Below are 26129 nucleotides of genomic sequence, written 5' to 3'. Positions count from 1 at the left end.
AACCACGCAACCCCTTTTTTAAAGTTATTTGTTATTTTTGGCTTGTTTGCGGATAATTTAGCCTGACCAGCTAGTTTTTAAGCATTATACTGTCTCAAACCGTGAATATATAAGGATTGTTATGTCTACTAATGTAAGAACTTACCAAGGGATCCACCCTAATTTAGCTGATAATGTCTATGTTGATGAGTCAGCCGTGCTTGTGGGTGACATAAAATTAGACCATGACGCAAGTATTTGGCCATTAGTGGCCGCGCGTGGTGATGTAAATAAGATCCGTATTGGTAAACGCAGCAATGTACAAGATGGCAGTATATTGCATGTAACCCGTAAATCAGTTGCTAATCCTGATGGACATCCCTTAATTATAGGTGACGATGTCACCATTGGGCATAAAGCAATGTTACATGGCTGTAAGATTGGTCATCGTGTATTAATAGGCATGGGCGCGATTTTACTTGATGGTGCAGTAGTAGAAGATGATGTCATTGTCGGTGCGGGCTCATTAGTACCACCGAATAAGATTTTGCAAAGCGGTTATTTGTATGTTGGCAGCCCTTGTAAGCAGATTAGAGCCTTGACGGATGCTGAACGTGCTTTTTTACCGCAGTCTGCTGATAATTATGTTCGGTTAAAAAATGAATACTTAGTGGACTTACAACAGTCGAGCTAATGACGAAGCCTAATATGGGCCAATATAAGCTTGGTCCATTTAGTTTAAACTCTTAATGCTTATAACACTTTTATTTATCGTATCAATTAATAAATGATTATATCTTAGTTGTGTATAAGTCGTGACTCTAGTCTATATTTAGCAAAGATTGTCACTTTAGTATTGAAAAATCGTTATGCAGACCGTTTAAAGTCCCCCACCTTATCGGTTACTGGACTTCATTTTTTACTTAGGATGAGTGTAGTGCAAACTAAAAATCGAATTAACAATAAACACATCGCCTATATTGATTTTAAGCAACATCTTCTGCTGCTCGCTCTTCCTCTGTGTCTTATTTGCACTATTATCATTTTTACCCCAGCTATTGAACAAACTTACTTATACTTAACGTTGATTATTGGCGGGTATCTGGCCAGCTATGCAATTAGCTTTTACATATATAAGCAAAATATGTTACGACTTTGGCAGCATTTGGAACAGGTTATCCATATCAATGATACAACCTACGAGTTAGTTAATTTATCGAATAAGTATGACTCTGAAAAATCATTTCTAGACGCACTTTTACAAAAAGCGGTATCCGCTGTAGATGATGCAGAAATGGGCAGTATTATATTGGTAGACAATATGACTGATCGGTTACAGTTTGCCTCCGTTATAGGGCTAAATATGGATGCCCTGCAAAATGTTAACTTTACGCTAAAAGAAACCTTTCTATATCGTTTAACTAAGGGGCGTTTTCATAAAACGGTTGTCATTAGTAACATCAATGCTAAAAGCGCCAAAAATGATGACCCATTTGTTCTACCTGATGCATCAACAAAACCTATTTGTTCAACATTATCCAGTCCAATTAGGATTAAAGGACAACTTTATGGAATGATGAATTTAGACAGTACTAAGGCGGGAACTTTTGGGGACTACGATATTAGTTTAGTCAATATTTTAACATCCGAGGCCGCTAACGCGATTTCGTTGTATCAGAAGTCGAAAGAAATAGAAAGTTTGGCTAATAATGATGGATTAACCGAACTTTATAATCGTAAAAAATTTGATGCTGCCGTTCTGCAATGGCAACATGCACCCAATTTAGGGAGTTACATCATTATTTTGGATATGGACAACTTAAAACCATTAAATGATCAACATGGGCATCAAGCAGGTGATGATGCACTAAAAGCGTTGGCTAATTCGCTAAAATCAATGTGGTATCCAAAATTTTTGGTCGCTCGTTATGGTGGTGATGAGTTCATCGCTTTATGCTACGGTCCAATTGAAATATTGATGAAGCAAATTACCCAAATGCAAGATGAACTTACACAGTTAACACCTGCTATTCATTTTAGTTATGGAGTTGCGCGCTATGATCAGGATTGGGAAGGTGCGTTTAAGCAGGCGGATCACAGTATGTATGTTCAAAAAAAACTCAAAAAGCAGGCTTGATATAAAATGCTAATATAACTTAACTCTTGTATTTAAGTCGTGTTGTGAGAAATGCATTTATACATGAGTTATAACGATAAGAATATGTCACCACTATCACTGAAAGCTTCTTGTTCAATCAGCACTTCGGCTTTATCTTCTAAATCAAATCGACATTGTTCAAACAAGTGAACCGCGTTATGTTCATTAACCACTTGATGGTCGCAAAGCGCACTGATTACAGCAAAGCTTGCAATACAGTTAATATGCATTCCCTGCTGTTGAGCAATAAATCTAACTTGATTTGTTTCCATATAGAGTTGATCGGTAAAAATCACGCTTTGATTCATTAACTCGACACCTTTTGAGCAAGTGACTGTCGCAGTTTTTCCATAACAGGATCGGTATCAGGAGTAACTCCACGCCATAGGTTAAAGCTTTTAGCTGCCTGACCAACCAACATCCCTAAACCATCAGCTGTCTGATGTGCGTTTTGGTCTTTGGCCCACTGATTGAATACCGTAGTATGCTGACTATAAGTCATGTCATAACAGTCTGTTGTTTCATCGATAATAACACTCGGCAGAGATATTAGTTGCCCTGATAAACCTGCTGAGGTTGAGTTAATCACTAAATCAAATGGAGACTGGATTTCCTCAATCGGTTTCGCAAAAAAGTTACCATAATCGCAAAACAAGGTTTGCAACTGTTGTGCTTTTTCATGAGTTCGATTACAGATAACTAATTGAGCAACATGATGCTGTAAAATTGGCAATATACACCCTCTTGCTGCGCCACCAGCTCCAATTAATAATACATGCTTATCTTTGAGTGGCCCGAACTGCGTTTCAAGATCATTTACCAGCCCCACCCCATCGGTATTATCGCCGTATATTTTACCATCTTCAGTAAACGTCAACGTATTCACCGCACCCGCTAATTGAGCTAACTCACTGAGTTCATCACAAAGCGAATAAGCCTGCTCTTTAAACGGGGCGGTGATATTGGCACCTTTCGCACCTTTTTTTATAAAGGTGCGCAGGGTTTCCTCAAATTGATCGACCGGTGCAAGTATTGTTTGGTAACTCATATTTTGCTGGGTTTGCTTAGCAAACTCACTATGAATATACGGTGATTGACTTTGTGCAATCGGATTACCTAATACGGCATATAAATCGGTCATCAATTATCTTCTCTCTAATACAGCATGTTCATACTCAATTGGATTTACTTTGTATAACCACGCGGTAAGTCAGATGGTGTGGTGTAACGTTCGCGTAACTTGTCCTGACGACTTTGCGTACTTTGCTCTTTTCCATCAATGTACATTTTGACTACATGACTACTGTATTCGAATGGGTCTCCATTCCAGATAACAATATCAGCAACCTTGCCTTCAGCAATTCTACCGCTGTCGATGTTAAACACATCTGCGACGTTTGCCGTCATTGATGCTAAAGCCGCATTATAATCCATACCATTAGCAACGGCATTGCCTGCACTATAACGTAGGCTATACACATTATGGCTATCGCCGATATTGGATAATATAACTTTGACACCCGCGACATTTAATTTGCCCGCATTGCTTAAATCATTATGCAAAGAGTCAAAGCTTTCAGGTAAGTTACGCATTGCATCAATAATCACCGGCACATTGGCTTTAGCTATTTCATCAGCAATTAATACCGCATCCGCTGCGCCAACAAAGATAACATTTAGCTTAAAACGCTGTTTAATTTTGAGCACGGCTAACATGTCGCTAGCACGATCGGCGGCAACGATAAGCGGCTTTTCCCCTGCAAGTAACTGATTGATAATTTCGTCAGCGGCTTCTGGCTCAGCGTCTTCATTATCTTTACTTTTTTTGCCTTTAGAGGCCTTTTCAAGTGACTTTTGCGCTTTTTCAAGCTGAGTAACTAATTGCTGTAAATACGTCGCTCGAGATCCCTCATGGTTAGCGCCTAGCTCAACAAATACTGCGGTATTAGTTTGTTTAACACTATCCCACCCACCTGTTAGATCGATAACAAATGTTTGACCAGCAAAGATATCCTCCCCACCACCTGAAGTAACAACATTGCGGGTAATGCCACCTTTGCGAGTAAACGCTATGCTGCTGGCTTTTGGATTGTAGGCATAGCTAGGATCAAAAGTAATATCCGCTTTTTTATCTTGAGCATCGCCAGATTCAGTTACCGCACTGATTTCAACTAGACCCAGTATGTTCATCGAACCTATAAACCCAGGGGTAACAACGCCCCCTTTGGCATCGATAACCTTATCGACCTCATATGCTGCAAGGCTATTTGCCGTATTTACCGCAGTAATAATGCCATCTTTAACGACAACTACAGCGTTTTCTAGTACGCCTTGTTCTGTGGCTGTATGTACAGTGGCATTAGTAATTGCAAATGATTCAGCTAACGCCAAACCCGATGTACCTAACATGGCACTTGCCATCGATAAGGCAAGTAACGTTTTTGTCATTTTCTTCATGTTATTGGCCTTATTCCTGTCCAAGTAAAAAGTCACTTTGAGCTTGATAGCGCGCATCTTTATCATCGAAGACTTTTGCACCATCAATAAATACTTGCTCAGCTTTAGCGTAGACACTAAACGGATTTACGTTCCAAATAACTACATCAGCGTTCTTACCTACTTCTAATGAACCAGTCTTATCGGCAATGCCTAAAGACTTAGCAGCATTAGTCGTAATCCAGCTAATGACTTGTTCTTCTGTATAATTAAAACCATTGGCATTTGCATTGTGCATGATTTTGGCACTTTCTTGATTCAAGCGTTGAATCGTGACAGGAGAATCTGAATGCACAACCGCACAGGAGTTTTTAACAGCATCAACAATGGCAACATTTTCAAGTACCATATCGTATGCTTCTAACTTGAATCCCCACCAGTCTGGCCACATAGCAGCACAGTTTCCATTTTCAGCTAACGTATCGGCAATTTTGTAAGCTTCAATTGCATGGTGGAATGTGCCAGAGTGATAGTTAAACTCTTTGCCTAAATCAATCATCATCACCATTTCTTCGGCTTTATAACAATGATTGTGGATTAGAATTTCACCTTCTAACACTCCTTGTAAAGTATCTAGGGTTAAATCGCGCTTAGGTGCAACGGCATTTTTGCCTGCAGCATAATCGGCTTCATACTTATCCCAAGCACGCTTATATTCAGTCGCTTCAATAAACGCCTGGCGATAACCCGCCATATTGCCCATACGTGTCATCGGTGGTTCATTGCGGCTACCGTAAAGCGACTTAGGGTTTTCACCACAGGCCATTTTTCAAACCATAGGGCGCATCTGGAAACTTCATGCCTTGCATGCTTTCAGATGGGACATTTTTTAATGTCACACCTCTACCACCGATTAAATTAGCTGAACCCGGCAAGATCTGCATCGTGGTTACGCCACCTTCTCTAGCCCGATTAAAGCCGGGGTCCTGCGGCCATACGCTGTGTTCAGCCCATACTTCCGCCGTCACAGGATTGGTCATTTCGTTACCGTCGTTATGCGACTCAGCATTAGGGCTAGGATAAACCCCCAAATGAGAATGCACATCAATAATACCAGGAGTGACCCACTTGCCTTTCGCATCGACGACAGTGGCGTCATCTGCAACTAGATTTTGCCCAACAGCACTAATCTTGCCATCAATAATAATCAGGTCAGCATTCTCGATTTTCTCACCAGTACCAGTTAACACTGTTGCATTTTTGATTATCGTTTTTTTACTGGGTAAGGCTTGATAAGTACTCGGATAAGGATTTTTATTAATTGTTACTTTTGGATCTTGAGCTTCTGATTGGTTGCATCCCATAAGGGCAGCAGTGACAGCAATCATCACTAAAGATGGCATCATCTTAGTCATTATTGTTCTCCTTTGAAATTGAGGTCAATTTAGCAAGATAGTCGAACAAACAACATAAAAAGATTTAACTAAATCGTTTCAAAACATTAACCCAAAGTTGTCATTGGTTGTTGCTGGTAAGAAAAAGATTAAATGATATATAATAATTAACAAACAAATAGACGGTATCACAATGAATTGGCTGAAGAAAATCTTCGAAAAACAGCAAGTAGATCATCACAGAGATGCTGAGCAATCTAATGCTTATGATTTAATTGGTGGTGATAAAGTGATAAGAGCGATTGCCCATGAATTTTATCAACAAATGCAACAACGACCAGAAACTCAAACACTACTGGCACTTCATCGCGCACCAATAGCAGAATCTGAAGCCAAGCTATATGAATTTTTAACTGGTTGGCTCGGCGGACCACCACTTTATCAACAAAAATATGGTCATCCGGCACTCCGCGCCAGACATATGCCATTTTCAATAGATGAATCTATGCGTGACCAATGGCTAATTTGTATGCGGGCAGCTATTGATAAATGTATAAAAAAGCCTGAACATCGTCATGCGATTATTCAGGCTATTTCAACTTTAGCTGATCACATGCGTAATCAGTAAATAGCTAACACTTACTTGTTCAGCCCTAGCCAGTCTTGCGGTTTAAGGTAGTACTCATATAATTCAGCCTCTGGAGTGTCCGCTTCTGGCGTAAAGCCATATTCCCAACGAACTAAAGGCGGCATAGACATTAAAATAGACTCTGTGCGCCCCCCCGTTTGTAAGCCAAACAAAGTGCCTCGGTCATAAACTAGATTGAACTCAACATAGCGTCCACGACGATAAAGCTGAAATTGTCTTTCTTCATCTTGGTATTCCAATGCTTTATTACGCTCAACAATAGGCTCGTAGGCTTCAATAAAACCATTACCCACAGCTTGCATAAACGCAAAACTTTGTTCAAATCCTGGCTCATTTAGATCATCAAAAAACAATCCACCGACACCACGAGTCTCATTACGATGGGGTAAGAAGAAATACTCATCACACCATTTTTTATATTTAGGATAAACGTCTTCACCAAATGGCAGACATAAATCATGTGCAGTTTGATGCCAACTAACAACATCTTGCTCAAACGGGTAATAAGGCGTTAAATCAAATCCACCACCAAACCACCAAACGGGATCAGCACCTTCTTTACTGGCAATAAAAAAGCGCACATTAGCATGGGTTGTTGGAATATAAGGATTATTTGGATGAATAACTAATGACACTCCCATAGCCTCAAAACTTCTACCCGCTAATTCAGGACGATGTGCTGTGGCTGACGCAGGCATTGCTGCACCCATAACATGAGAAAAGTTAACCCCTGCTTGTTCGAATACATTTCCTTGGGTTAATACCATACTGGTGCCACCACCACCCTCTTCACGCTTCCAAGACTCGGCATTGAAAGTCGACTTACCATCAAGCGCAGTTAAACGCTGACAAATTCGTTGCTGAAGTGACAATAAAAATGTTTTTACTTGTTCTACATTAGGTACAACTAAGGTATCTGAGCCTTTTTGCATAAAATTAGTTTCCATTTCTAATAACGTGTCCTGTGCGTGCATCAATAATCGTAGATGGTTGGCGTTGTTCACCTAATGATCCCAACACCAGCGCATCTATTTTGCCGTTAAAATCGGTTAAAATTTGCTTTGTTTGCATTACGGGCGCTTCTCCCGCTAGATTAGCACTGGTTGATACTAACGGTTTGTGCAGCGTGTCGCAAAGGGCGCGCACAGTAGGATGTGCTGACACCCTAACGGCAATAGAAGAGAATTCACCACACAATAATGATGAAACATTCGACTTAATGGGCATAACAAACGTAAATGGACCAGGCCATTTAGACAGCACAAACTCAAGCTGAACTGAGGTTAACTGAGATTCATCGACATAGTTAGCTAATTGCTCATAATGACTGGCAATCAAGATTAGTCCTTTTTGCCATGGCCGTTGCTTTACATCGAGTAGTTTTTGTATAGCAATCTCGTTATCGGGATCACAGCCTAATCCAAATACAGCCTCGGTTGGGTAAGCAATTACGCCACCTTTAGAAATAACGTCAACTACAGCATCGGGTTGCAATTGCAACATGATTAATCCTTAACACAAGTTAAATTATAGTGACCGTTTGTATTTACAGGCTTTTTGAGGACATTCTAAACGATAGCCTGCAGCCCCTTTGCGTTCGACTAAAATGCCAAAACCACAATCAGGACACGGCTCATTAACAGGCGGGTAATTAACAATATATTTGCATTTTGGGTACGCACTACAGGCAAAAAACGTTTTACCATAGCGGCTAGTACGCGACTCTAACTGTCCTTTTTGACAATGTGGACATGTTATCGCTTCCGCTTCATTACTGTGATCATGCTTTTCAATATGATGGCATTCCGGGTAATGAGTACAACCAATAAAAATACCAAATCGCCCTGATTTAACCGCCAATTCATGCCCACATTCAGGGCAACTTGAACCAGCAATCACTTGGGTCTCTATCGACTCGTGTTGTACTAAAGGCCGGGTATAATCACATGTAGGATAATTATTACAACCAACAAAACTGCCATGTTTGCTATGCTTTAGCGATAACTCGCAGCCACACTTTGGGCAGAGTTCATACTCTTTTTCTAAAGCATGCTCATGGGCAGTAAATAATTGTTGATCAATTTTTGACATGACTCATCTAATTGTTATGTTTGATTTGAATAGGCTTTATCTAAATTAAAACAATTTTACCCTATCGGGATCGAAAAAGGAGGCATAGCCTCCTTTTTATTTAATGCTTAGCAACACTACGAATGCAAATGGCCATCTGGCTGCTCGAAGATTAAATCTTCCATTTGTTCATAAGCGGATTCATTTCCAGGGACATTGAATAACACCATCAATACCACCCATTTTAAATCTTCCAATACCAATATAGGCTCGTCTAAGTCCATCACCCTGTCGATAACCATTTCTCGGGTTTCAACACTTAAGACTTGGATTTGCTCTAGAAACAATAAGAAGCCGCGACATTGCACATCTAACTTGGCAGCCTCTTGTTTAGTATAAATACGGAAAGAATGCTGTGCATGGTTACATAAATACGGTTTATCACTTTCTTGTAAGTCCGCTAAACGTTCAAGCCATGCCAAGGCCTTAATAATATCGACCTGATGAAAACCGGCACGTGTCAGTTCCTTGGTTAATTCATCTTCATCAACCAATAACTCTATTTCGCTATGGACATAGTTCTCAAATAAATACATGAGGATATCAAACATGGCTAACTCCTCTTTAGTCTGACGTAACCACCGGGCACTACTGCAACCCACCCTTGTAACTCAAGTTCAAGCAATTCTACTAACACCAGATCTATCGGTTTTCCACTGTGCTCGACTACTGTATCAACTGTTGTAGTCTCATACCCTACACTTGTTAACAGACTAGCTAACTGCGAAGGAAATGGCAAATTACTCATTTCGCTAGCTTGTATATGGTGACGATGATGCAATTGTACAAGGTGATACTCAGATAAACACCCTAATTCTTCTATTATATCGGCAGCATCCTCCACAAGTTTTGCCCCATTTTTAATTAAATCATGGCAACCTTGATGATATCCCGCCACCGTCGACCCTGGAACAGCAAACACTTCGCGGTTTTGCTCCATTGCTAATCGAGCCGTAATCAGTGAGCCACTTTTACGTGCCGCCTCAACAACAACAGTCCCTAAACTCAAACCACTGACTATGCGGTTACGTTTAGGGAAATGCCCCGCTACCGGACTCACTTTAGGCCAAAACTCACTAATGATGCAGCCATCTTGCTGAATATTGTCGTATAACGATTTGTGCCTTTTAGGATAGACAACATCTACCCCACAACCCAATACTGCTAATGTCACGCCATTATTAGCCACCACAGCTTTATGCGCTGCACCATCGATACCCGCTGCCATCCCACTGGTAATACTAAACCCAGAACAAGAAAGGCCACGAGCGAGACTGGCGGCCGTATCTGCGCCATGTAATGACATATTACGACTACCCACTATAGCGATTGAAGGCGGTAATAATCCGTTTACTTGCCCTTTGACAAAAAGAATTGAGGGAGGGTCATATATTTGCTGTAACAGTGGAGGATATAAAGGGTCAGATAAACAGATAAGATGATGATTATCTGCTTGCTCAAGCCAGTCGAGGGCGCTATCGACTTTATCTAAATCGATTTTACACGCCCTCAAAGATTGAGAAGAAAGCGGTAAGGCATCAGGTTCAAATTGCAACCTTTGCCTTAACTCTTCAACATCCATGTGCACTAATAATTGTTTAATCCGAGCGGGTCCTAGCCCGGATACTGCAGAAACAACTAACCAGTCGACCAGATTATCAGAAATTATTCACCTTTAAAGGTCAAATTGGCTGGCGTAACCAATTTATCTTTTACTCTAACAGGACGATCACTCATCATAATCAAACCTAAACTGGTTTTATCAAAAACTTTAAAAACCATTAGATTACCGTGATAAACGTCAGGTACCTTAAATACTTTATCATCTGAAAAATGAGCGACTACTTTGTCATACGATGTACGTTCAATTGCCCGTACAGGCTGACCATCACTGCCTATTACCACTTCCTCGCCATCACGATAAATAGCAAAAACATGCCCAGGCTTAACGCCCGCATCTAATCCTTTATCAAGATAAACCACTTCCAGCTTACCTGCTTCACGGTTAGTGCTTACGGTAGCAATAACACTGGCTGGCACACCTAGCTCTGCAGCTGTAGGGGTGAAGTAGGCAGACATTAACGCGTCATCTTCAACAGGAATAACAGAATATCCCACTTCAGTTTCACGTAAATTACTCAGTATCTTCACCTTTGAAATATCGCCATCAGCCGTTACACGACCACTGGCACTCAGAATAATTTCTCGGCCAAGCAGCTCACCGGTTTGGGTGTCTAAAAATTCACGTCCATGTTCATAAATAGCGACCTTTTGACCTACTGGCATATTCGCATTGACATAAATAACATCATTAAGAATATGATGCTTAGAAGGGCTTTCACCGCTTAATACCATTGGCTGAGAATCTAACCAGCTTTGTTCAACTACACGATTTTGCACTAAATAAGGTTCAATGAGCGCTAAGTCGATTGCTGGAATTGCGCCACCTTTAGGCAGAATATGCCCTTCCACGCCCTTCTTGATATGTTGTTTTTTAACTAAACGTGGCTGACCATCTATAAAAACCAGTGTAAGACGATCGCCAGGATAAATTAAATGAGGATTAGCAATTTGTGGATTAACCCCCCACAATGTAGGCCATCGCCATGGATCTTGGAGAAAATACCCTGATATATCCCAAAGCGTGTCGCCTTTTTTAACGACATATGTGTCGGGATGTCCCGCTTTTAAAGTCAGTGTATCTGCATTTAATCCAAAGATATTCAATGTTATAAAAGCAAGTAGTAATATCCGTTTCATGGTGTTGTCCATGTTATTAAGCCCTTTAATTGAGCTTTTTACTGTTATTGAAGGTCGGTAAGGATTAAAATTATCCTATTTTCTACCGTCAGTATAGCTAACTAGCTAAAATTTGTCAGACTTGTTAAGAGTTTATATATGTCATTACTTAATGTTTTACGTTTTCCGGATGAGCGTTTACGCACTGTAGCCAAGCCTGTGAGCGACTTTGGCCCAGAATTGCAAACACAAATCGATAACATGCTTGAAACAATGTACCACGAAAAAGGTATTGGTTTAGCAGCGACTCAAGTTGATTTTCATCAGCAGTTAATTGTTATGGACCTGCAAGACGAAGTTGAACGCCCAACAATCTTCATTAACCCACAAATAGTCGCCTCAAATGGCGACTTTGCTAACGAAGAGGGTTGCCTCTCTGTTCCGGGTGTTTACGCTAAAGTAGACCGTGCCGAGCATATCACCTTAAAGGCGCTTAATCGCCATGGTGAAGAGTTTACCGTGGAAGCAGACGAGCTATTTGCGATTTGTATCCAGCATGAAATGGATCACCTACAAGGTAAGCTATTTGTGGATTACTTATCGCCACTGAAGCGCCAACGCATCAAAACCAAGCTTGAAAAAGAAGCTCGTATCGCCGCTAAAGACGCATAGGACTGAATTTGAAACCGTTAAACATTATTTTTGCTGGTACGCCAGATTTTGCTGCGCGTCATTTACAAGCACTGATCTCATCAGAGCACAATGTTTGTGCCGTTTACACTCAACCAGATAGACCGGCTGGGCGTGGCAAAAAGCTGACCTCAAGTCCAGTGAAACAATTAGCGGTTGAAAATAACATTGCCGTTTTTCAGCCACCCTCATTGCGTACTGAAGACGCCCAAGCAGAACTTGCTACCCTAAACGCCGATATTATGGTGGTAGTAGCTTATGGTCTTATTTTACCTAAGGTGGTGTTAGACATGCCGCGCTTAGGTTGTATCAATGTTCACGGTTCTATTTTGCCACGCTGGCGAGGTGCTGCACCTATTCAACGCGCATTATGGGCTGGCGATACAGAAACCGGTGTGACTATTATGCAAATGGACATTGGCTTAGATACCGGTGACATGCTACTTAAAACATCACTGCCAATTGAAGATACTGATACCTCAGCAAGCCTATATGAAAAGCTGGCTCTCCAAGGACCGGATGCATTAATTGATGCCTTAGCAAAATTAAGCCAAGATATGCTGCCTGCTGAAAAACAAGATGAGTCTTTGGTCAATTACGCCGAGAAACTGTCAAAGGAAGAAGCTAAACTAGATTGGCATAAATCCGCTAAACAGTTATGGCAAGAAGTACGTGCATTTAATCCTTGGCCAGTGAGTTATTTCGAGCACCAACAAAGTAGCATTAAAGTGTGGCAAGTACGGTATGACACGACACCAAACAATGCCATGCCCGGCACTATTACTCAAGCAGATAAGCACGGTATTGTCATTGCAACAGCCGACGGCAGCTTAATTGTTGAAACAATGCAACTCCCCAATAAAAAGCCCTTGTCGGTCGCTGACATTCTTAATTCACGTGCCGATTGGTTTAGTGTTGGCACCCAATTAAATTCAGAGGCTAACTAGCATGAATGTGCGTGCATTAGCCGCCAAAGCCATTTTTGACGTACTCGAAAAGGGTATATCATTATCGGTAGCCTTACCCGATAAACAGCAATATTTAGACAGTGGTAAAGACAAAGCCTTGATGGCGGAAATTTGCTATGGGGTGATGCGCCAGTTACCTCAACTAGACAAATGCGTCAGCGACTGCCTAGAAAAACCGTTTAAAGGTAAACAGCGCATTGTTTATCAGCTGTTACTTGTTGGCTGTTATCAACTTTACTTTACCCGTATACCCGCCCACGCAGCTATTTCAGAAACAGCTGAAGCTTGCAGACAACTGAAGTTTGACGGTTTGGTTAAAGTGGTCAATGGCGTACTGCGTAATATTCAACGTAATGAAATGCCGCTCAATACAGATATCGAGACCTTGCGCTATAACACGCCAGCCTGGTTCATTAAGCGATTACAACAAGCTTACCCTGAACAATGGCAAGATATAATTGAACAAAGCCACCATCGCCCGCCTATGTGGTTGCGCAACAATCAGCAATTACACAGTCGAGAGGCGTATATAGCCACGTTAGCACAGCATAATATTGATGCCAGCGAAGGTCCAAGCCCAAATGCTATTTTGCTCGACAGCCCAAAAGATGTAAACGCCTTGCCAGGCTTTATGGATGGCGCAGCTTCAGTACAAGATGGTGCGGCGCAATGGGCGGCAACCTTGCTAGCACCACAAAATGGCGAGCTCATATTAGATGCTTGTGCTGCCCCCGGCGGTAAAACCTGTCACATAATTGAGCAAGCTCCCCAAGCAAACGTCATAGCGGTCGATTTTGACGAAAAACGTTTGGTGAGAGTACAACAAAACCTCGACAGATTGAATTTAAAAGCGCAAGTTATTCATGGTGATGCAGCTAATATTGATCTATGGTGGCAAGGTGAAAAGTTTGACCGCATCTTACTCGATGCACCATGCTCAGCAACCGGAGTGATTCGCCGTCATCCTGATATTAAATGGTTACGTAAGAATAAAGATATTGAAGAATTAGCCATATTACAGCAGCAAATATTTGATCATTGCTGGCAGTGGTTAAAACCGGGTGGCACATTACTTTATGCAACATGTTCTATTTTGCCCGAAGAAAATAGCCAGCAGGTGACACAATTTTTAGCGCGCACACCCGATGCGCAATTAGTGCCAATTAGTCAGCAATCAAATGCACAGGATATTGGCTGGCAGATCCTTCCTGGCCAAGACAATATGGATGGTTTCTACTACGCTCGCTTAGTTAAAGCACAGTAAGGATATTTGCAAGGTTATGAAAATTATTATCTTGGGCGCAGGGCAAGTTGGCGGCACATTGGCAGAAAACTTAGTCGGTGAGAATAACGACATAACCCTCGTTGACAATGACCGAGCTAGACTAAGAATACTTCAGGACAAGTTTGATTTACGCGTAGTGGTAGGCCATGGGGCGCATCCTAGCGTATTAAAAGAAGCCGGTGCAGAAGATGCCGATATGTTAATTGCAGTCACCAACAGTGATGAATGTAATATGGCAGCCTGTCAAATTGCTTATTCACTGTTTGGTACTCCCACTAAAATTGCCCGCATCCGCTCAGAACCTTATTTAGATCTGCGCGATAAACTATTTATTAACTCTGAAGTAAAATCCGGTGATACCAAACCCCGTGGCGGTTTTATCATTGATGAACTCATCGCACCAGAACAGTTAGTCACTGCTTACATACATCGTTTAGTCCAATACCCAGGCGCACTGCAAGTACTTGAATTTGCAGAAGGTAAGCTGAGTCTAGTGGCAGTACGAGCCTACTATGGCGGCCCCTTAGTCGGTAACGCGCTTGCTACCCTGCGTGAACATATGCCCAATATTGATACCCGGGTTGCAGCTATTTTCCGTCAAGGTAAAGCTATCATGCCCCGTGGTACCACCATTATTGAAGCCGATGATGAAGTGTTTTTTGTTGCCGACAGCCGCCATATTCGTGCGGTAATGAGTGAAATGCAAAAGCTGGATAACTCATATCGCAACATTATGATTGCTGGCGGTGGTAATATTGGTTTTGGTTTAGCTAAGCGGTTACAAAAAAATCATTCTGTTAAGTTGATTGAGCATCGCCAAGAGCGAGCTGAAATGTTGTCAGAAAAGCTTGAAAACACCACGGTTTTCTGTGGTGACGCATCGGATCAAGAGCTGCTAACAGAAGAACATATCGACCAAACAGATGTATTTATTGCGGTCACAAATGATGATGAAGCCAATATTATGTCAGCCCTGCTTGCTAAGCGATTAGGTGCGAAGAAAGTCATGGTGTTAATTCAGCGCGAAGCCTATGTCGATATAGTCCAAGAAGCTAATATCGACATTGCTATTTCTCCACAACAAGCGACTATTTCAGCATTACTGACACATATTCGCCAGGGCGATATTTGTAACGTTTATTCATTACGCCGTGGTGCAGCTGAAGCGATTGAAGCGATTGCTCACGGAGACTCCAGCACATCTAAAGTCGTGGGCAAAAAAATCAGTGATATCAAACTGCCACCAGGCACTACCATTGGCGCCATTGTGCGTAATGATGAAGTGCTGATGGGCCACGACAAAACAGTTATTGAACAAGGAGATCATGTGATTCTTTTCTTAGTAAATAAGAAATTTATTGGCGATGTTGAAAAACTGTTCCAACCGAGCGCGTTTTTCTTTTAATCCAACATGATAAATATCAAGCAATTGGTGTTTGTGATTGGCATATTTTTGTCAATCTTAACCGGATTCATGCTAATCCCCATGAGCTTTGCACTCATCTATGGTGAAGAAACCATAGGTGATTTCATGCTATCGGCTATATTTACCGGCAGTGTGGCTATTTTTTGTATTCAATCTGGTCGTCTACATGATATTCGGTTAAACATTCGTGATATGTTCGTTCTGACTTGCGCCACCTGGCTAGCGGTAAGCCTTTGTGCCGCACTACCTTTTGCGCTATACCACGGTATCACTTATACCGACGCCTTCTTTGAAACTATGTCAGGGATCACCACTACTGGCTCAACAGTATTGTCTGGCTTGGATAATATGGATCACAGCATTCTAATATGGCGCTCTTTATTACAATGGCTGGGCGGCATTGGCTTTATTGTCATGGCCGTCGCGGTATTACCTTTTTTAAACGTCGGTGGCATGCGTTTATTTAGAACTGAATCATCCGACTGGAGCGACAAAGCCACTCCCAGAACGCAATATATGGCCAAAAATCTTTTCTGGGTTTACGGTAGCCTTACATTACTGTGTGCTTTTGCCTATCACCTCGCAGGTATGGACTGGTTTGAAGCAATTAATCATGCCATGACCACCCTCTCTACCGGTGGTTATTCCACATCAGATAACTCAATGGCTCACTTCTCTAATGCGGCACATTGGGTGGGTATTGTCTTTATGTTGGCAGGAGGTCTGCCCCTATTGATGTTTGTCCAGTCAATACAGCAACGCAATATTTCAATATGGAATGATCAGCAAGTAAAGGGCTTCTTATTGTTTGTGGCTACAGTATCTTTCAGTATTGCGTTGTGGCTGTCATTGCACAAAAACTTAAGCTTTATCGATGCACTGCGTTTATCCAGTTTTAATGTTATTTCAGTGGTAACCACTACAGGTTATGGCTTAACCGACTATCAAGCATGGGGTGCGTTTGCCAGTACCGCATTTTTGTTTTTAATGTTGATTGGCAGCTGTTCGGGATCAACCTCAGGTGGCATTAAAATATTTCGTTTTCAAATTTCAATGGTCATTATGCGCCAGCAAATTAAACAGCAATTCCACCCTAAAGGCTTGTTTAAAGATACCTTCAATGGCCATAAAGTCAGTGAAGATATTGTTCGCTCATTAGTCACCTTCATTATGCTTTTTTTCATCGTTATTTTGGGATTATCGATGATTTTAGTGCTAACAGGCTTAGATATTATAACCAGCTTTACCGGTGCTATTACTGCGGTTGCCAATGTAGGTCCTGGCTTAGGCGCTATTATTGGTCCTGCAGGTAACTTCTCAAGCTTATCTGATGTGGCTAAGTGGGCGTTAGCTTTTGGTATGTTATTGGGGCGCCTTGAGATTCTCACTGTCGCGGTGCTTTGTCACCCACAATTTTGGCGTTATTAATATTATTGCAGCGTAAATCGCTAAGTAAATTGGCAGTAAGCGCCTAGCGCCCACAATAGCCGCCGGTTAATGCCCAATTTAGTTAATTTTTCTACGCTCTTAAGTCATAGCTAACACATGCTCAGCGTAACGCTTAACATCCTCCCAATCGGTATAATCTATAATCGCTTTAGGATCCGTTGGGCCGTCAGTCATTTTCATAATAAGACGGATCATTAAACTGTCGTACCAGGGCCAAGAAGGATAATCGACCTTACCTGCGATAATCTTGACATCCTGTGGTTGCCAAGGTGAAAGCTGTAAAAATTTTTGTAGGTACTTATTGTTTTCAGGAACACGTTTTTCTGGGTTTCGAGCAACAACGTTAACGCAAAAGAAACTGTTGGGCACTTTTACCAATTCAGCCTGATAACGTTCGACAAACTCAAATACCGACTTATGGTATGAGCCATAAAGTACACAGGCACCTAATGCGATAGCATGGTATTGGGTCCAATCAATATTATGCTTAACTTCATTAATATTGAGCACATCACACTCTCCTCCTTTGGCCAATATTTGTTGAGCGATAGCACGGCTAATTTGTGCAGTATGGCCGCCTCGAGAATAATACAACACCAAAACTTTGGACATAGTGAACCTCTATTGATAAAGAAAGAATGAGTGTGGCAAAAAAAGACTTAAGATACCGATGAAGTGATCACAAATTAGAATTAGCTCATATTATTAGCACCGATAATTGAGATCTACACACAGCACGAGTATGATTCGGATATCACTCGTATCCAAGGATCCTCCTATGCAGCAAAATATCGATATTTCATCGATGCTAGAAAACGCAGAAACAGCTGCAAAATGGCTGAAAGCGATAGCAAACCCTTATCGCTTAATGATTTTGTGCTTGTTGTTGGATAAAGAGCTCAGCGTAACTGAGTTGAATGAGACCGTGCCACTCAGTCAGTCTGCTTTATCACAGCACTTAGCCGTATTACGCGCAGAAGACTTAGTTAACACTCGTAAGAGTTCGCAAGTGGTGTTTTATACTTTAAAAAACGAGCAAGTGACTGAGGTTATTTCTATTTTACATCGCCGTTATTGCGCCTAAATATTTACCTCTGTTATCGACACTTCCACTTTATTATCGATATTGTACATATAGCTTAATGCAGCAAGCTTGTTGGATTAAGCTTGTTGCACCAACTGAGCCGCAAAATCATCTACTTTATTCCAATCAGTAAACTCAAACGTGGCAGATGTGTCCGTAGGGCCCTTGGTCATCCACATAATAAAGCGGATCATAAACTTATCGACAAAACCATACTTAGGGTAGTCGATCTTACCTGCGAACACAGAAGACAACTGTGGTTGCCATTGTGATAACAGTAAAAACTTTTGCATATAAGGATTAGTTGCAGGGGTGTTTTTTTCAGGTTTTCTTGCGACTACGTTGACCGTAAAAAAGCTATTAGCTTTGCTTTCAATTGCGGCCTTGTTTCTGGCAATAAAATCATATAATGCGGGACGATGTTTACCATAGCGAATGCTAGCACCGATAATAATTTGCGAGGCACTTTCGATATCTACCTGAGAGACCTGAGCGACATCCTTTAACGTGACACCATGTCCAGATTGCTCAAGTTGTTTCTTGATACGTTGGCAAATGGCAAGCGTTTGACCATCCACAGTTGAGTAAACCAGTAAGCTTTGCATTAGTTTTTCCAAAATGTCGGTGTAAATAACACCAAAAGAGTAAATACTTCTAAACGACCAAATAGCATGGCAATAACCAACACCCACTTAGCGCCATCGGTAATACTAGCGTAGTTATTGGCAACATCGCCTAGCCCTGGTCCAAGGTTATTCAAACTAGCCGCTGTCGCACTGAATGCAGTAATAGCATCCATATCCATCGCCATTAAAATCACCATACAAATAACAAACACTAATGCATAAGCCGAGAAGAAGCCCCATACCGCATCAATGATACGGTCTGGCAATGCTGCACCGCCAATACGGATAGAATACATAGCTTTAGGATGAACCAAACGCTTAAGCTCACGCGAGCCCTGCAATACCAACAGAATGAGCCGAATAACCTTCATCCCCCCGCCAGTTGAACCTGCACAACCGCCAATAAAGCTTGAAAATATCAGTAATACGGGTAAAAACAGCGGCCAGGAGTGAAAGCTTTCGGTGCCAAAGCCAGCGGTAGTTGATATCGAAACCACCTGGAAAAAAGCATAATCTAATGTCTGCTCAGCGGTGTCGTAAACCCCCGAGTAATATAAAGTGGTAAAACAAATGGCAGTTAGCACCACTTGAACGCCGATCAATACCTTAAACTCAGCATCCTTAAAGTAAATTTTAAAGTTAATTCCACGACGGGTGAAAGCGGCAAAATGCACGCTAAAGTTAACGGCGGCAATGAGTAAGAATACCGCACAGATAATATTAATCGCCGAACTATCGTAATAACCAATACTGGCATCTTTAGTGGAAAAACCACCAATGGCGATAGTGGAAAACGCATGACAAATAGCATCAAAAGCATTCATACCGGCAAAATAAAATGCCGTGGCGCAGGCGATAGTTAACATCAAATAAATGTACCATAACGCTTTGGCGGTTTCGGCAATTCTTGGGGTCATTTTACTGTCTTTAACTGGCCCGGGGATCTCGGCTTTAAATAGCTGCATGCCCCCAATACCCAGTAACGGCAAAATAGCCACGGCGAGCACGATGATACCCATGCCGCCCATCCACTGTAATAAATGGCGATAGAACAATACCGCCTTAGGTAAGTCATCTAGGCCGACAATAACAGTCGCCCCAGTGGTTGTAAGCGCGGAAAAGGATTCAAAAAAGCTGTCGGTCCAACTTAAATCAGGCACTTTGGAGAAAATAAACGGCAGTGCCCCAATGGATCCCAATACCGTCCAAAACAACACCACAATAAGAAAGCCTTCACGGGTACGTAAATCACTTTTATGTTTACGGTTGGGATACCAAAGTAAAAAACCTAAAAATAAACTGACAAAAAACGCCTGAACAAACGCAGTACCGCCACCATCTTTATAAAACACCGCCACCAAAGCAGGCGGAAGCATAGTGATAGAGAACAAGGCCATCAGCAAACCTGTGATTCTTATAATTGTTTTATATTGCATTAAAGGCTTCTGTTAGTTCGATGTTATAAAAATATGAAAAATTAACTTTGTAAGGCATTTTGGCATAAGTTCAGCCTAGCTCATACAGTAAACTTCACTTGAAGCGTCCCTTGGGTCATTGTGGCTAACTGAGTATTAAAATCAGCTAAGGCATCTTTTGCTAACTCGAATGTCATATCGACTTTGTCACTGAACGCTTTCGCTAAAATAACCCCGTCATATTGAGCCACTAAATATTCAACATCCGCTAACTGTGCATAGTTGCAGTTTAGGGTGATCGGGTAACGAATATTCTTAGTCCGTAAACTTAACTGACTAATGCCCAGCTTTATGCCTGAACTATAAGCACGCATTAAGCCGCCAACGCCAAGCTTTGTGCCACCAAAGTAACGTACAACTATTGCACCAACCTCACCCACATTGGCGCCTTGCAAGCTTGCTAACATAGGGCGTCCAGCGCTACCACCAGGTTCGCCATCGTCACTGGAACCAATATTAACCATCTCATTAGGCTCTCCGGCTATAAAGGCATAACAATAGTGACTCGCCCCTGGGTAATCGCGCTTCATGTTAGTAAGTGTTAACTTCATAACATCTTGGTCTGGGCAATGAAATAGAAAAGAGATAAAGCGACTATGCTTTATCTCCTCTTCAATCAACAAGTTGGAATCAGGTATTGAATAACTCTCAGTCAAGACCTAACTCTCTTGTCATGTTTTCATTTCGATCACTGTGCACAATCACATTATCTTCAATGCGAATACCGCCAAAAGGTCGCATTACATCAACTGTTTGCCAATTAACTAACTGCTTAGCATGGTCACTTAAATCATTGAGCAAGGTGTCAATAATATAAATACCAGGTTCAATCGTTAGCACCTGGTTGGCCGCTAAAGTTCGAGTACAGCGTAAAAAAGGATGATTTTCGGGGGCTGGTATATGAGTGCCGCGCTCATCATGGGAGTATCCGCCCATATCATGTACCTGCAAGCCAAGCATATGACCTAATCCGTGGGGGAAAAATGCCCGCGTGACACCAGAATCAACCAGCGCAGTCACATCAGAATGAGCCAGTTCAAAGTCTATCAATAACTGCGCAATTCGCTCATGGGTCATAATATGCAAATCTGTATATTTCACCCCGGGTTTCATTGCATCGACAATGGCCAGTTGCTGCTGATTTAACGCCGTAATAAGTTCAGAAAAACGATTTTTCTCGAACGCATAAGTACGGGTAATATCAGCGGCATACCCATGGTAACTTGCACCAGCATCAATAAGAAACGATAAACGCTGCTTTGGCTTTACGTGGGCTAATGTCATGTAATGCAAAATAGCCGCATTTTGATTCAAGGCGATGATATTGCCGTATGGCATTTCGTTTTCGCCTTGGCTGATTTCAGCTAAGTACTGTTGCTGGATCTCAAACTCACTGCCACCATTGAAAAATGCACTTTTGGCCGCTTTATGACCTTTAACTGCAATTTTGTTTGCTCGACGTAGACACTCAAGTTCATATTGCGTTTTATCAGCGCGGTGGTAATGCAAGTAATTCATTACCGCATCAGGGTTACGGGACTTAAACTCTAATACGTCAGCAACATCTAAATGCTCACCAATATAAGCCCAATTACTCAAATCTTTCGGTAAAAACTCAGCAATTTTATCAGCTTTGGTTAGTAGCTTAATGTCAAAATGTTCAGTCCAAAATGCCTCTGGCACATCGCTAACCTTATGCCAGAAATCCACTGGACGATAAAAGACCAATACTGGCTTATCAATCCCGTTGGCAATAACCCAACAGTTTGGATTATCAAGAATAGGTAGCCATGCTTTGAAATGAGGATTCACCTTGAATGGATAATTCATATCATCTAAAAACTGACGATGGGGTTGTCCTGAATGAATAACGACGCCAGCAAAATTCTCACGACGGGTGATCTCAGCAACCCGACGATTTAACTCGGCAATATGTGAATGATATAAGCTATCCAGCTGATCCATTTTTTGATTCCTATTCAGTAGTTGGCAAACACTCACAGTTTACCACAAAGGATAAAAATCACCTTAGTAGACAAAAATTAAACGGTCGTTTAAATTGGGTGTTGTAATTTCTGTCATTTAGTCGCACACTGTTGTGTAACTGGTCAAATGATGGCCTATACTGCTGTGAAACAAGCTTGATAACTACACGATTATAAAGATGTTGAAATCGCTTTAAGCAATAAGGAAGCAAGCAATGATCTACCAAAGCCCTACCATCCAGGTTGAGTTACTTGAAGACAATATTGCCAAGCTGTGCTTTAACGCACCGGGCTCGGTAAACAAATTTGACAGAGAGACTCTAGCCTCTTTAGATGCTGCACTAGATAGCATCAAACAAAAGACTGATATCAAAGCATTAATACTTACCTCAGCTAAAAGCACATTTATTGTGGGCGCTGATATCACTGAATTTTTAGAATTATTTAAGCAAGACGATGCCACACTGCTCGCTTGGGTTGAACAAGCTAATGCAGTATTCAATAAGCTTGAAGATTTACCTTTCCCTACCATATCAGCGATTAACGGTTTTGCTTTAGGCGGTGGATGTGAAACGATTCTAGCAACCGACTTACGAGTTGCTGATACCAATGCACTTATCGGTTTACCTGAAACCAAATTAGGCTTAATTCCTGGCTTTGGTGGTACGGTTCGTCTACCTCGCGTAATCGGTGCTGACAATGCATTAGAATGGATCACATCAGGTAAAGAACAACGTCCTGACGATGCACTTAAAGTGGGTGCTATTGATGCGGTAGTCGCACCAGAAAACCTACACACAGCAGCTATTCAAATGTTGCATGATGCATTAGTGGGCAACCTAGATTGGCAAGCTCGTCGTAAGCAAAAGCAATCACCGCTGCTACTGGGTAAGCTTGAAGCTATGATGTCGTTCACCACAGCCAAAGGTATGGTGTTCTCTATTGCCGGTAAACATTATCCAGCGCCAATGGCTGCTGTGAATGTTATCGAAAAAGCGGCGACTTTAGATCGCGCTGGTGCATTACAAGTTGAAGCTCAGGCTTTTATTAAGCTTGCTAAAACAGACGTTGCGACTGCATTGATTGGTATTTTCTTAAATGACCAATTAGTTAAAGGCAAAGCGAAAAAAGCAGGTAAATTAGCGAAAGATGTTAACCAAGCTGCGGTACTAGGTGCAGGCATTATGGGCGGCGGTATAGCTTACCAAAGCGCCAGCAAAGGCACACCGATTGTCATGAAAGACATCGCTCAGCCAGCATTAGAGTTAGGCTTGAACGAAGCGGCTAAAATTCTAACAACACAAGTTGCACGCGGTCGCTCTACGCCAGAGAAAATGGCTAAAGTATTAAACAACATCACCCCTTCACTAGATTATGCCTCTATCAAAAATAGCGACATCGTTGTAGAAGCGGTTGTTGAACATCCAAAAGTGAAGGCCACTGTACTGGCTGAAGTTGAAGGCTATGTATCTGAAGATGCGATTATTGCTTCAAACACCTCAACTATCTCTATCAACTTGCTAGCTAAAAGCCTTAAGAAACCTGAACGTTTCTGCGGTATGCACTTCTTTAACCCTGTGCACAAAATGCCACTTGTTGAAATTATTCGTGGTGAGCACAGCTCAGAAGAAACCATTGCAACAGTGGTCGCTTACGCCAGCAAAATGGGTAAAACCCCAATCGTTGTAAATGATTGCCCAGGCTTCTTCGTTAACCGCGTATTGTTCCCATACTTTGCAGGTTTTAGCGGACTACTTGCTGATGGTGCAGACTTTGCCGCTGTCGATAAGGTCATGGAAAAACAATTCGGTTGGCCAATGGGTCCAGCTTACTTACTTGACGTAGTCGGTTTAGATACCGGTCATCACGCACAAGCAGTAATGGCTGAAGGCTTCCCTGACCGTATGGGTAAAAATGGCAAAGACGCTATCGACATTATGTTTGAAAACAAACGTCTAGGTCAGAAAAACACTAAAGGCTTCTATGCTTATTCTGTAGACCGTCGTGGTAAGCCGAAAAAAGACGTTGACCAAACTAGCTATGAATTATTAAGCGCTGAGTTCGGTGAATTAAAGGCATTCGAGTCAGATGAAATCATAGCTCGCTGTATGATCCCGATGATCATCGAAACGGTTCGCTGTTTAGAAGAAGGCATTATTGCATCACCTGCTGAAGGCGATATGGGTCTAGTATACGGTATTGGTTTCCCACCATTCCGTGGCGGTGTATTCCGTTACTTAGACACCATGGGCGTAGCAAACTTTGTTGCCCTAGCAGACAAATACGCACATCTTGGTGGCTTATATCAAGTTACCGATGCAATGCGCGCACTTGCAGCCAACAACGGTAGTTACTACCAAGCCTAATAAGTGGGAAAGGAATTAAATCATGAAACAAGCTGTTATCGTAGACTGCATTCGTACCCCAATGGGCCGTTCTAAGGCTGGGGTATTTAGAAATGTACGTGCAGAAACTCTTTCTGCAGAACTAATGAAAGCATTAATGCTTCGTAACCCGCAACTGGATCCAAATACTATTGAAGATGTTATTTGGGGTTGTGTGCAACAAACTCTAGAGCAAGGTTTTAACATTGCCCGTAACGCATCATTATTAGCTGGTATTCCTAAAACGGCTGGTGCAGTGACAGTGAACCGTTTATGTGGTTCATCAATGGATGCACTTCATCAAGCGGCTCGTGCCATTATGACTGGCCAAGGTGATACCTTCATTATTGGTGGTGTTGAACACATGGGTCATGTACCAATGAACCACGGTGTAGATTTTCACCCAGGCCTGGCTAACCGCGTAGCTAAAGCCTCTGGCATGATGGGTTTAACTGCTGAAATGCTAGGTAAGTTACATGGCATTACCCGTGAACAACAGGATGCTTTTGCTGTACGCTCTCACCAGCGTGCACATGCTGCAACGATTGAAGGTCGCTTTGCCAAAGAAATTTGGGGCATTGAAGGCCACGATGTAAACGGCGCATTAATCAAGGTTATGACCGACGAAGTTATCCGTCCTGAAACTACCCTTGAGTCACTTGCGGGTTTACGTCCAGCGTTTGACCCAGCTAACGGCACTGTAACAGCGGGCACATCATCTGCACTATCAGATGGTGCATCTGCGATGTTAGTGATGGAAGAATCTAAGGCTCGTGCATTAGGTTTACCAATTAGAGCGCGCATTCGCTCTATGGCTGTTGCGGGTTGTGATGCAGCTATTATGGGTTACGGTCCAGTTCCTGCTACTCAAAAAGCATTAGCCCGTGCTGGTCTTTCAGTTGCTGATTTAGATGTGATTGAACTTAACGAAGCGTTTGCAGCCCAGTCTTTACCTTGTGTTAAAGATCTTGGTTTACAAGATGTAGTTGATGACAAGATTAACCTTAACGGCGGCGCTATCGCCCTTGGTCATCCACTAGGTTGTTCAGGTGCACGTATTTCTACCACCCTGATTAACTTGATGGAAGATAAAGATGCAACATTAGGTTTAGCCACTATGTGTATCGGATTAGGTCAAGGTATCGCGACTGTTTTCGAACGCGTTTAAGCTATCTTTAAAGTTAGTCTGAGTTTATCAATCTAACGGGTTCACCCTATCGATTGTAAATTAACTCAAAAAACCGAATTATTGAAAAATAATTCGGTTTTTTA

At 42.0% G+C, this 26129-nt stretch carries 25 protein-coding genes and 1 pseudogene; 11 read left to right on the top strand and 15 right to left on the bottom strand.

The features are described from left to right. Positions 1–121 precede the first annotated feature (121 nt). Both ACRWQM_RS18340 and ACRWQM_RS18335 read left to right on the top strand, forming a co-directional pair. Positions 122–673, top strand: coding sequence for a gamma carbonic anhydrase family protein (locus tag ACRWQM_RS18340; protein WP_434930840.1), 552 nt, complete (start codon positions 122–124; stop codon positions 671–673). A gap of 234 nt (positions 674–907) precedes the next feature. Then, a complete protein-coding gene (locus ACRWQM_RS18335; RefSeq protein ID WP_434932057.1) occupies positions 908–2116 on the top strand; it encodes a sensor domain-containing diguanylate cyclase in 1209 nt (402 codons plus the stop codon). Positions 2117–2184: 68 nt separating this feature from the next. Here the strand turns inward: ACRWQM_RS18335 and ACRWQM_RS18330 are convergent, their stop codons facing one another. The 4 genes and pseudogenes from ACRWQM_RS18330 to ACRWQM_RS18315 form a co-directional block, all read right to left on the bottom strand. Next, positions 2185–2445, bottom strand: coding sequence for a DUF1488 domain-containing protein (locus ACRWQM_RS18330; RefSeq protein WP_434930839.1), 261 nt, complete (start codon positions 2443–2445; stop codon positions 2185–2187). Then, positions 2445–3278 (bottom strand): shikimate dehydrogenase, encoded by an 834-nt coding sequence (gene aroE / locus ACRWQM_RS18325; protein WP_434930838.1) that lies wholly within the window; start codon positions 3276–3278, stop codon positions 2445–2447. Before aroE ends, ACRWQM_RS18330 begins: the two co-directional genes overlap by 1 nt. A 44-nt stretch (positions 3279–3322) precedes the next feature. Continuing rightward, a complete protein-coding gene (locus tag ACRWQM_RS18320; protein ID WP_434930837.1) occupies positions 3323–4594 on the bottom strand; it encodes an amidohydrolase family protein in 1272 nt (423 codons plus the stop codon). A gap of 10 nt (positions 4595–4604) precedes the next feature. Beyond that, positions 4605–5988 (bottom strand): annotated as a pseudogene (locus tag ACRWQM_RS18315) (amidohydrolase). 172 nt (positions 5989–6160) lie between these two features. On the opposite strand from ACRWQM_RS18315, the gene ACRWQM_RS18310 reads away from it, so the two are divergent. Further along, on the top strand, positions 6161–6595 hold the full coding sequence (locus ACRWQM_RS18310; protein ID WP_434930836.1) for a group II truncated hemoglobin: 435 nt from the start codon (positions 6161–6163) through the stop codon (positions 6593–6595). Positions 6596–6606: 11 nt separating this feature from the next. Here ACRWQM_RS18310 and hemF read toward each other — a convergent pair whose 3' ends face one another. The 6 genes from hemF to ACRWQM_RS18280 form a co-directional block, all read right to left on the bottom strand. Next, entirely contained in the window at positions 6607–7548 is a 942-nt protein-coding gene (gene hemF / locus ACRWQM_RS18305) for an oxygen-dependent coproporphyrinogen oxidase (protein WP_434928900.1), read from the bottom strand. Between the two features lie 4 nt (positions 7549–7552). Beyond that, positions 7553–8119, bottom strand: a complete 567-nt coding sequence (locus tag ACRWQM_RS18300; protein WP_434927645.1) for an L-threonylcarbamoyladenylate synthase — start codon at positions 8117–8119, stop codon at positions 7553–7555. A 24-nt stretch (positions 8120–8143) separates the two neighbouring features. After that, positions 8144–8707: a DNA topoisomerase family protein gene (locus tag ACRWQM_RS18295; protein ID WP_434927646.1), complete on the bottom strand. Its 564-nt coding sequence runs from the start codon at positions 8705–8707 to the stop codon at positions 8144–8146. 116 nt (positions 8708–8823) lie between these two features. Further along, positions 8824–9297, bottom strand: coding sequence for a DUF494 family protein (locus tag ACRWQM_RS18290; protein ID WP_226412314.1), 474 nt, complete (start codon positions 9295–9297; stop codon positions 8824–8826). 2 nt (positions 9298–9299) lie between these two features. Beyond that, entirely contained in the window at positions 9300–10328 is a 1029-nt protein-coding gene (gene dprA, locus ACRWQM_RS18285; protein WP_434932056.1) for a DNA-processing protein DprA, read from the bottom strand. 83 nt (positions 10329–10411) lie between these two features. Then, positions 10412–11518, bottom strand: coding sequence for a LysM peptidoglycan-binding domain-containing protein (locus tag ACRWQM_RS18280; protein WP_434927648.1), 1107 nt, complete (start codon positions 11516–11518; stop codon positions 10412–10414). Between the two features lie 126 nt (positions 11519–11644). Between ACRWQM_RS18280 and def the strand changes: the two genes are divergently transcribed. Genes def through ACRWQM_RS18255 form a run of 5 tightly spaced genes read left to right on the top strand, consistent with a single transcriptional unit; the run spans position 11645 to position 17282 of the window. Further along, positions 11645–12157: a peptide deformylase gene (gene def, locus ACRWQM_RS18275; protein WP_434927649.1), complete on the top strand. Its 513-nt coding sequence runs from the start codon at positions 11645–11647 to the stop codon at positions 12155–12157. 8 nt (positions 12158–12165) lie between these two features. Next, a complete protein-coding gene (gene fmt, locus ACRWQM_RS18270; protein WP_434930835.1) occupies positions 12166–13122 on the top strand; it encodes a methionyl-tRNA formyltransferase in 957 nt (318 codons plus the stop codon). Position 13123: 1 nt separating this feature from the next. Beyond that, positions 13124–14407: a 16S rRNA (cytosine(967)-C(5))-methyltransferase RsmB gene (gene rsmB, locus ACRWQM_RS18265; RefSeq protein ID WP_434930834.1), complete on the top strand. Its 1284-nt coding sequence runs from the start codon at positions 13124–13126 to the stop codon at positions 14405–14407. A 16-nt stretch (positions 14408–14423) separates the two neighbouring features. Then, positions 14424–15833, top strand: coding sequence for a Trk system potassium transporter TrkA (trkA, locus tag ACRWQM_RS18260; RefSeq protein ID WP_434927652.1), 1410 nt, complete (start codon positions 14424–14426; stop codon positions 15831–15833). A 6-nt stretch (positions 15834–15839) separates the two neighbouring features. Beyond that, positions 15840–17282: a TrkH family potassium uptake protein gene (locus ACRWQM_RS18255; protein ID WP_434930833.1), complete on the top strand. Its 1443-nt coding sequence runs from the start codon at positions 15840–15842 to the stop codon at positions 17280–17282. A gap of 99 nt (positions 17283–17381) precedes the next feature. On the opposite strand, the gene hemG (ACRWQM_RS18250) is transcribed toward ACRWQM_RS18255, so the two are convergent. Further along, complete coding sequence (gene hemG, locus ACRWQM_RS18250) at positions 17382–17915, bottom strand: menaquinone-dependent protoporphyrinogen IX dehydrogenase (protein WP_434930832.1); 534 nt, start codon at positions 17913–17915, stop codon at positions 17382–17384. A 166-nt stretch (positions 17916–18081) separates the two neighbouring features. Here hemG (ACRWQM_RS18250) and ACRWQM_RS18245 point away from each other — a divergent pair, with 166 nt between their 5' ends. After that, the gene (locus tag ACRWQM_RS18245) at positions 18082–18387 is read left to right on the top strand and encodes an ArsR/SmtB family transcription factor (RefSeq protein ID WP_434927655.1); all 306 of its coding nucleotides are present in this window, start codon (positions 18082–18084) and stop codon (positions 18385–18387) included. A 77-nt stretch (positions 18388–18464) separates the two neighbouring features. Here ACRWQM_RS18245 and hemG (ACRWQM_RS18240) read toward each other — a convergent pair whose 3' ends face one another. From hemG (ACRWQM_RS18240) to pepQ, 4 genes are all read right to left on the bottom strand, one after another. Beyond that, positions 18465–18992: a menaquinone-dependent protoporphyrinogen IX dehydrogenase gene (gene hemG, locus ACRWQM_RS18240; protein WP_434930831.1), complete on the bottom strand. Its 528-nt coding sequence runs from the start codon at positions 18990–18992 to the stop codon at positions 18465–18467. Then, entirely contained in the window at positions 18992–20449 is a 1458-nt protein-coding gene (locus ACRWQM_RS18235; RefSeq protein WP_434927657.1) for a TrkH family potassium uptake protein, read from the bottom strand. Before ACRWQM_RS18235 ends, hemG (ACRWQM_RS18240) begins: the two co-directional genes overlap by 1 nt. Positions 20450–20529: 80 nt before the next feature. Then, a complete protein-coding gene (locus ACRWQM_RS18230) occupies positions 20530–21144 on the bottom strand; it encodes a YigZ family protein (protein ID WP_434930830.1) in 615 nt (204 codons plus the stop codon). Beyond that, entirely contained in the window at positions 21137–22453 is a 1317-nt protein-coding gene (pepQ, locus tag ACRWQM_RS18225; protein WP_434927659.1) for a Xaa-Pro dipeptidase, read from the bottom strand. The genes ACRWQM_RS18230 and pepQ overlap by 8 nt, the downstream gene beginning before the upstream one ends. 235 nt (positions 22454–22688) lie before the next feature. Between pepQ and fadB the strand changes: the two genes are divergently transcribed. Together fadB and fadA are read left to right on the top strand one after the other, a co-directional pair. Beyond that, a complete protein-coding gene (gene fadB, locus ACRWQM_RS18220; protein ID WP_434930829.1) occupies positions 22689–24839 on the top strand; it encodes a fatty acid oxidation complex subunit alpha FadB in 2151 nt (716 codons plus the stop codon). Between the two features lie 22 nt (positions 24840–24861). Further along, positions 24862–26025 (top strand): acetyl-CoA C-acyltransferase FadA, encoded by a 1164-nt coding sequence (fadA, locus tag ACRWQM_RS18215; RefSeq protein WP_434927661.1) that lies wholly within the window; start codon positions 24862–24864, stop codon positions 26023–26025. Positions 26026–26129: the final 104 nt, after the last annotated feature.

Origin of the sequence: Shewanella sp. HL-SH5, from assembly GCF_051163755.1 — a bacterium.
Classification (GTDB): Bacteria; Pseudomonadota; Gammaproteobacteria; order Enterobacterales; family Shewanellaceae; genus Shewanella; species Shewanella glacialimarina.
This window is presented reverse-complemented; position numbering and strand designations above follow the sequence as displayed.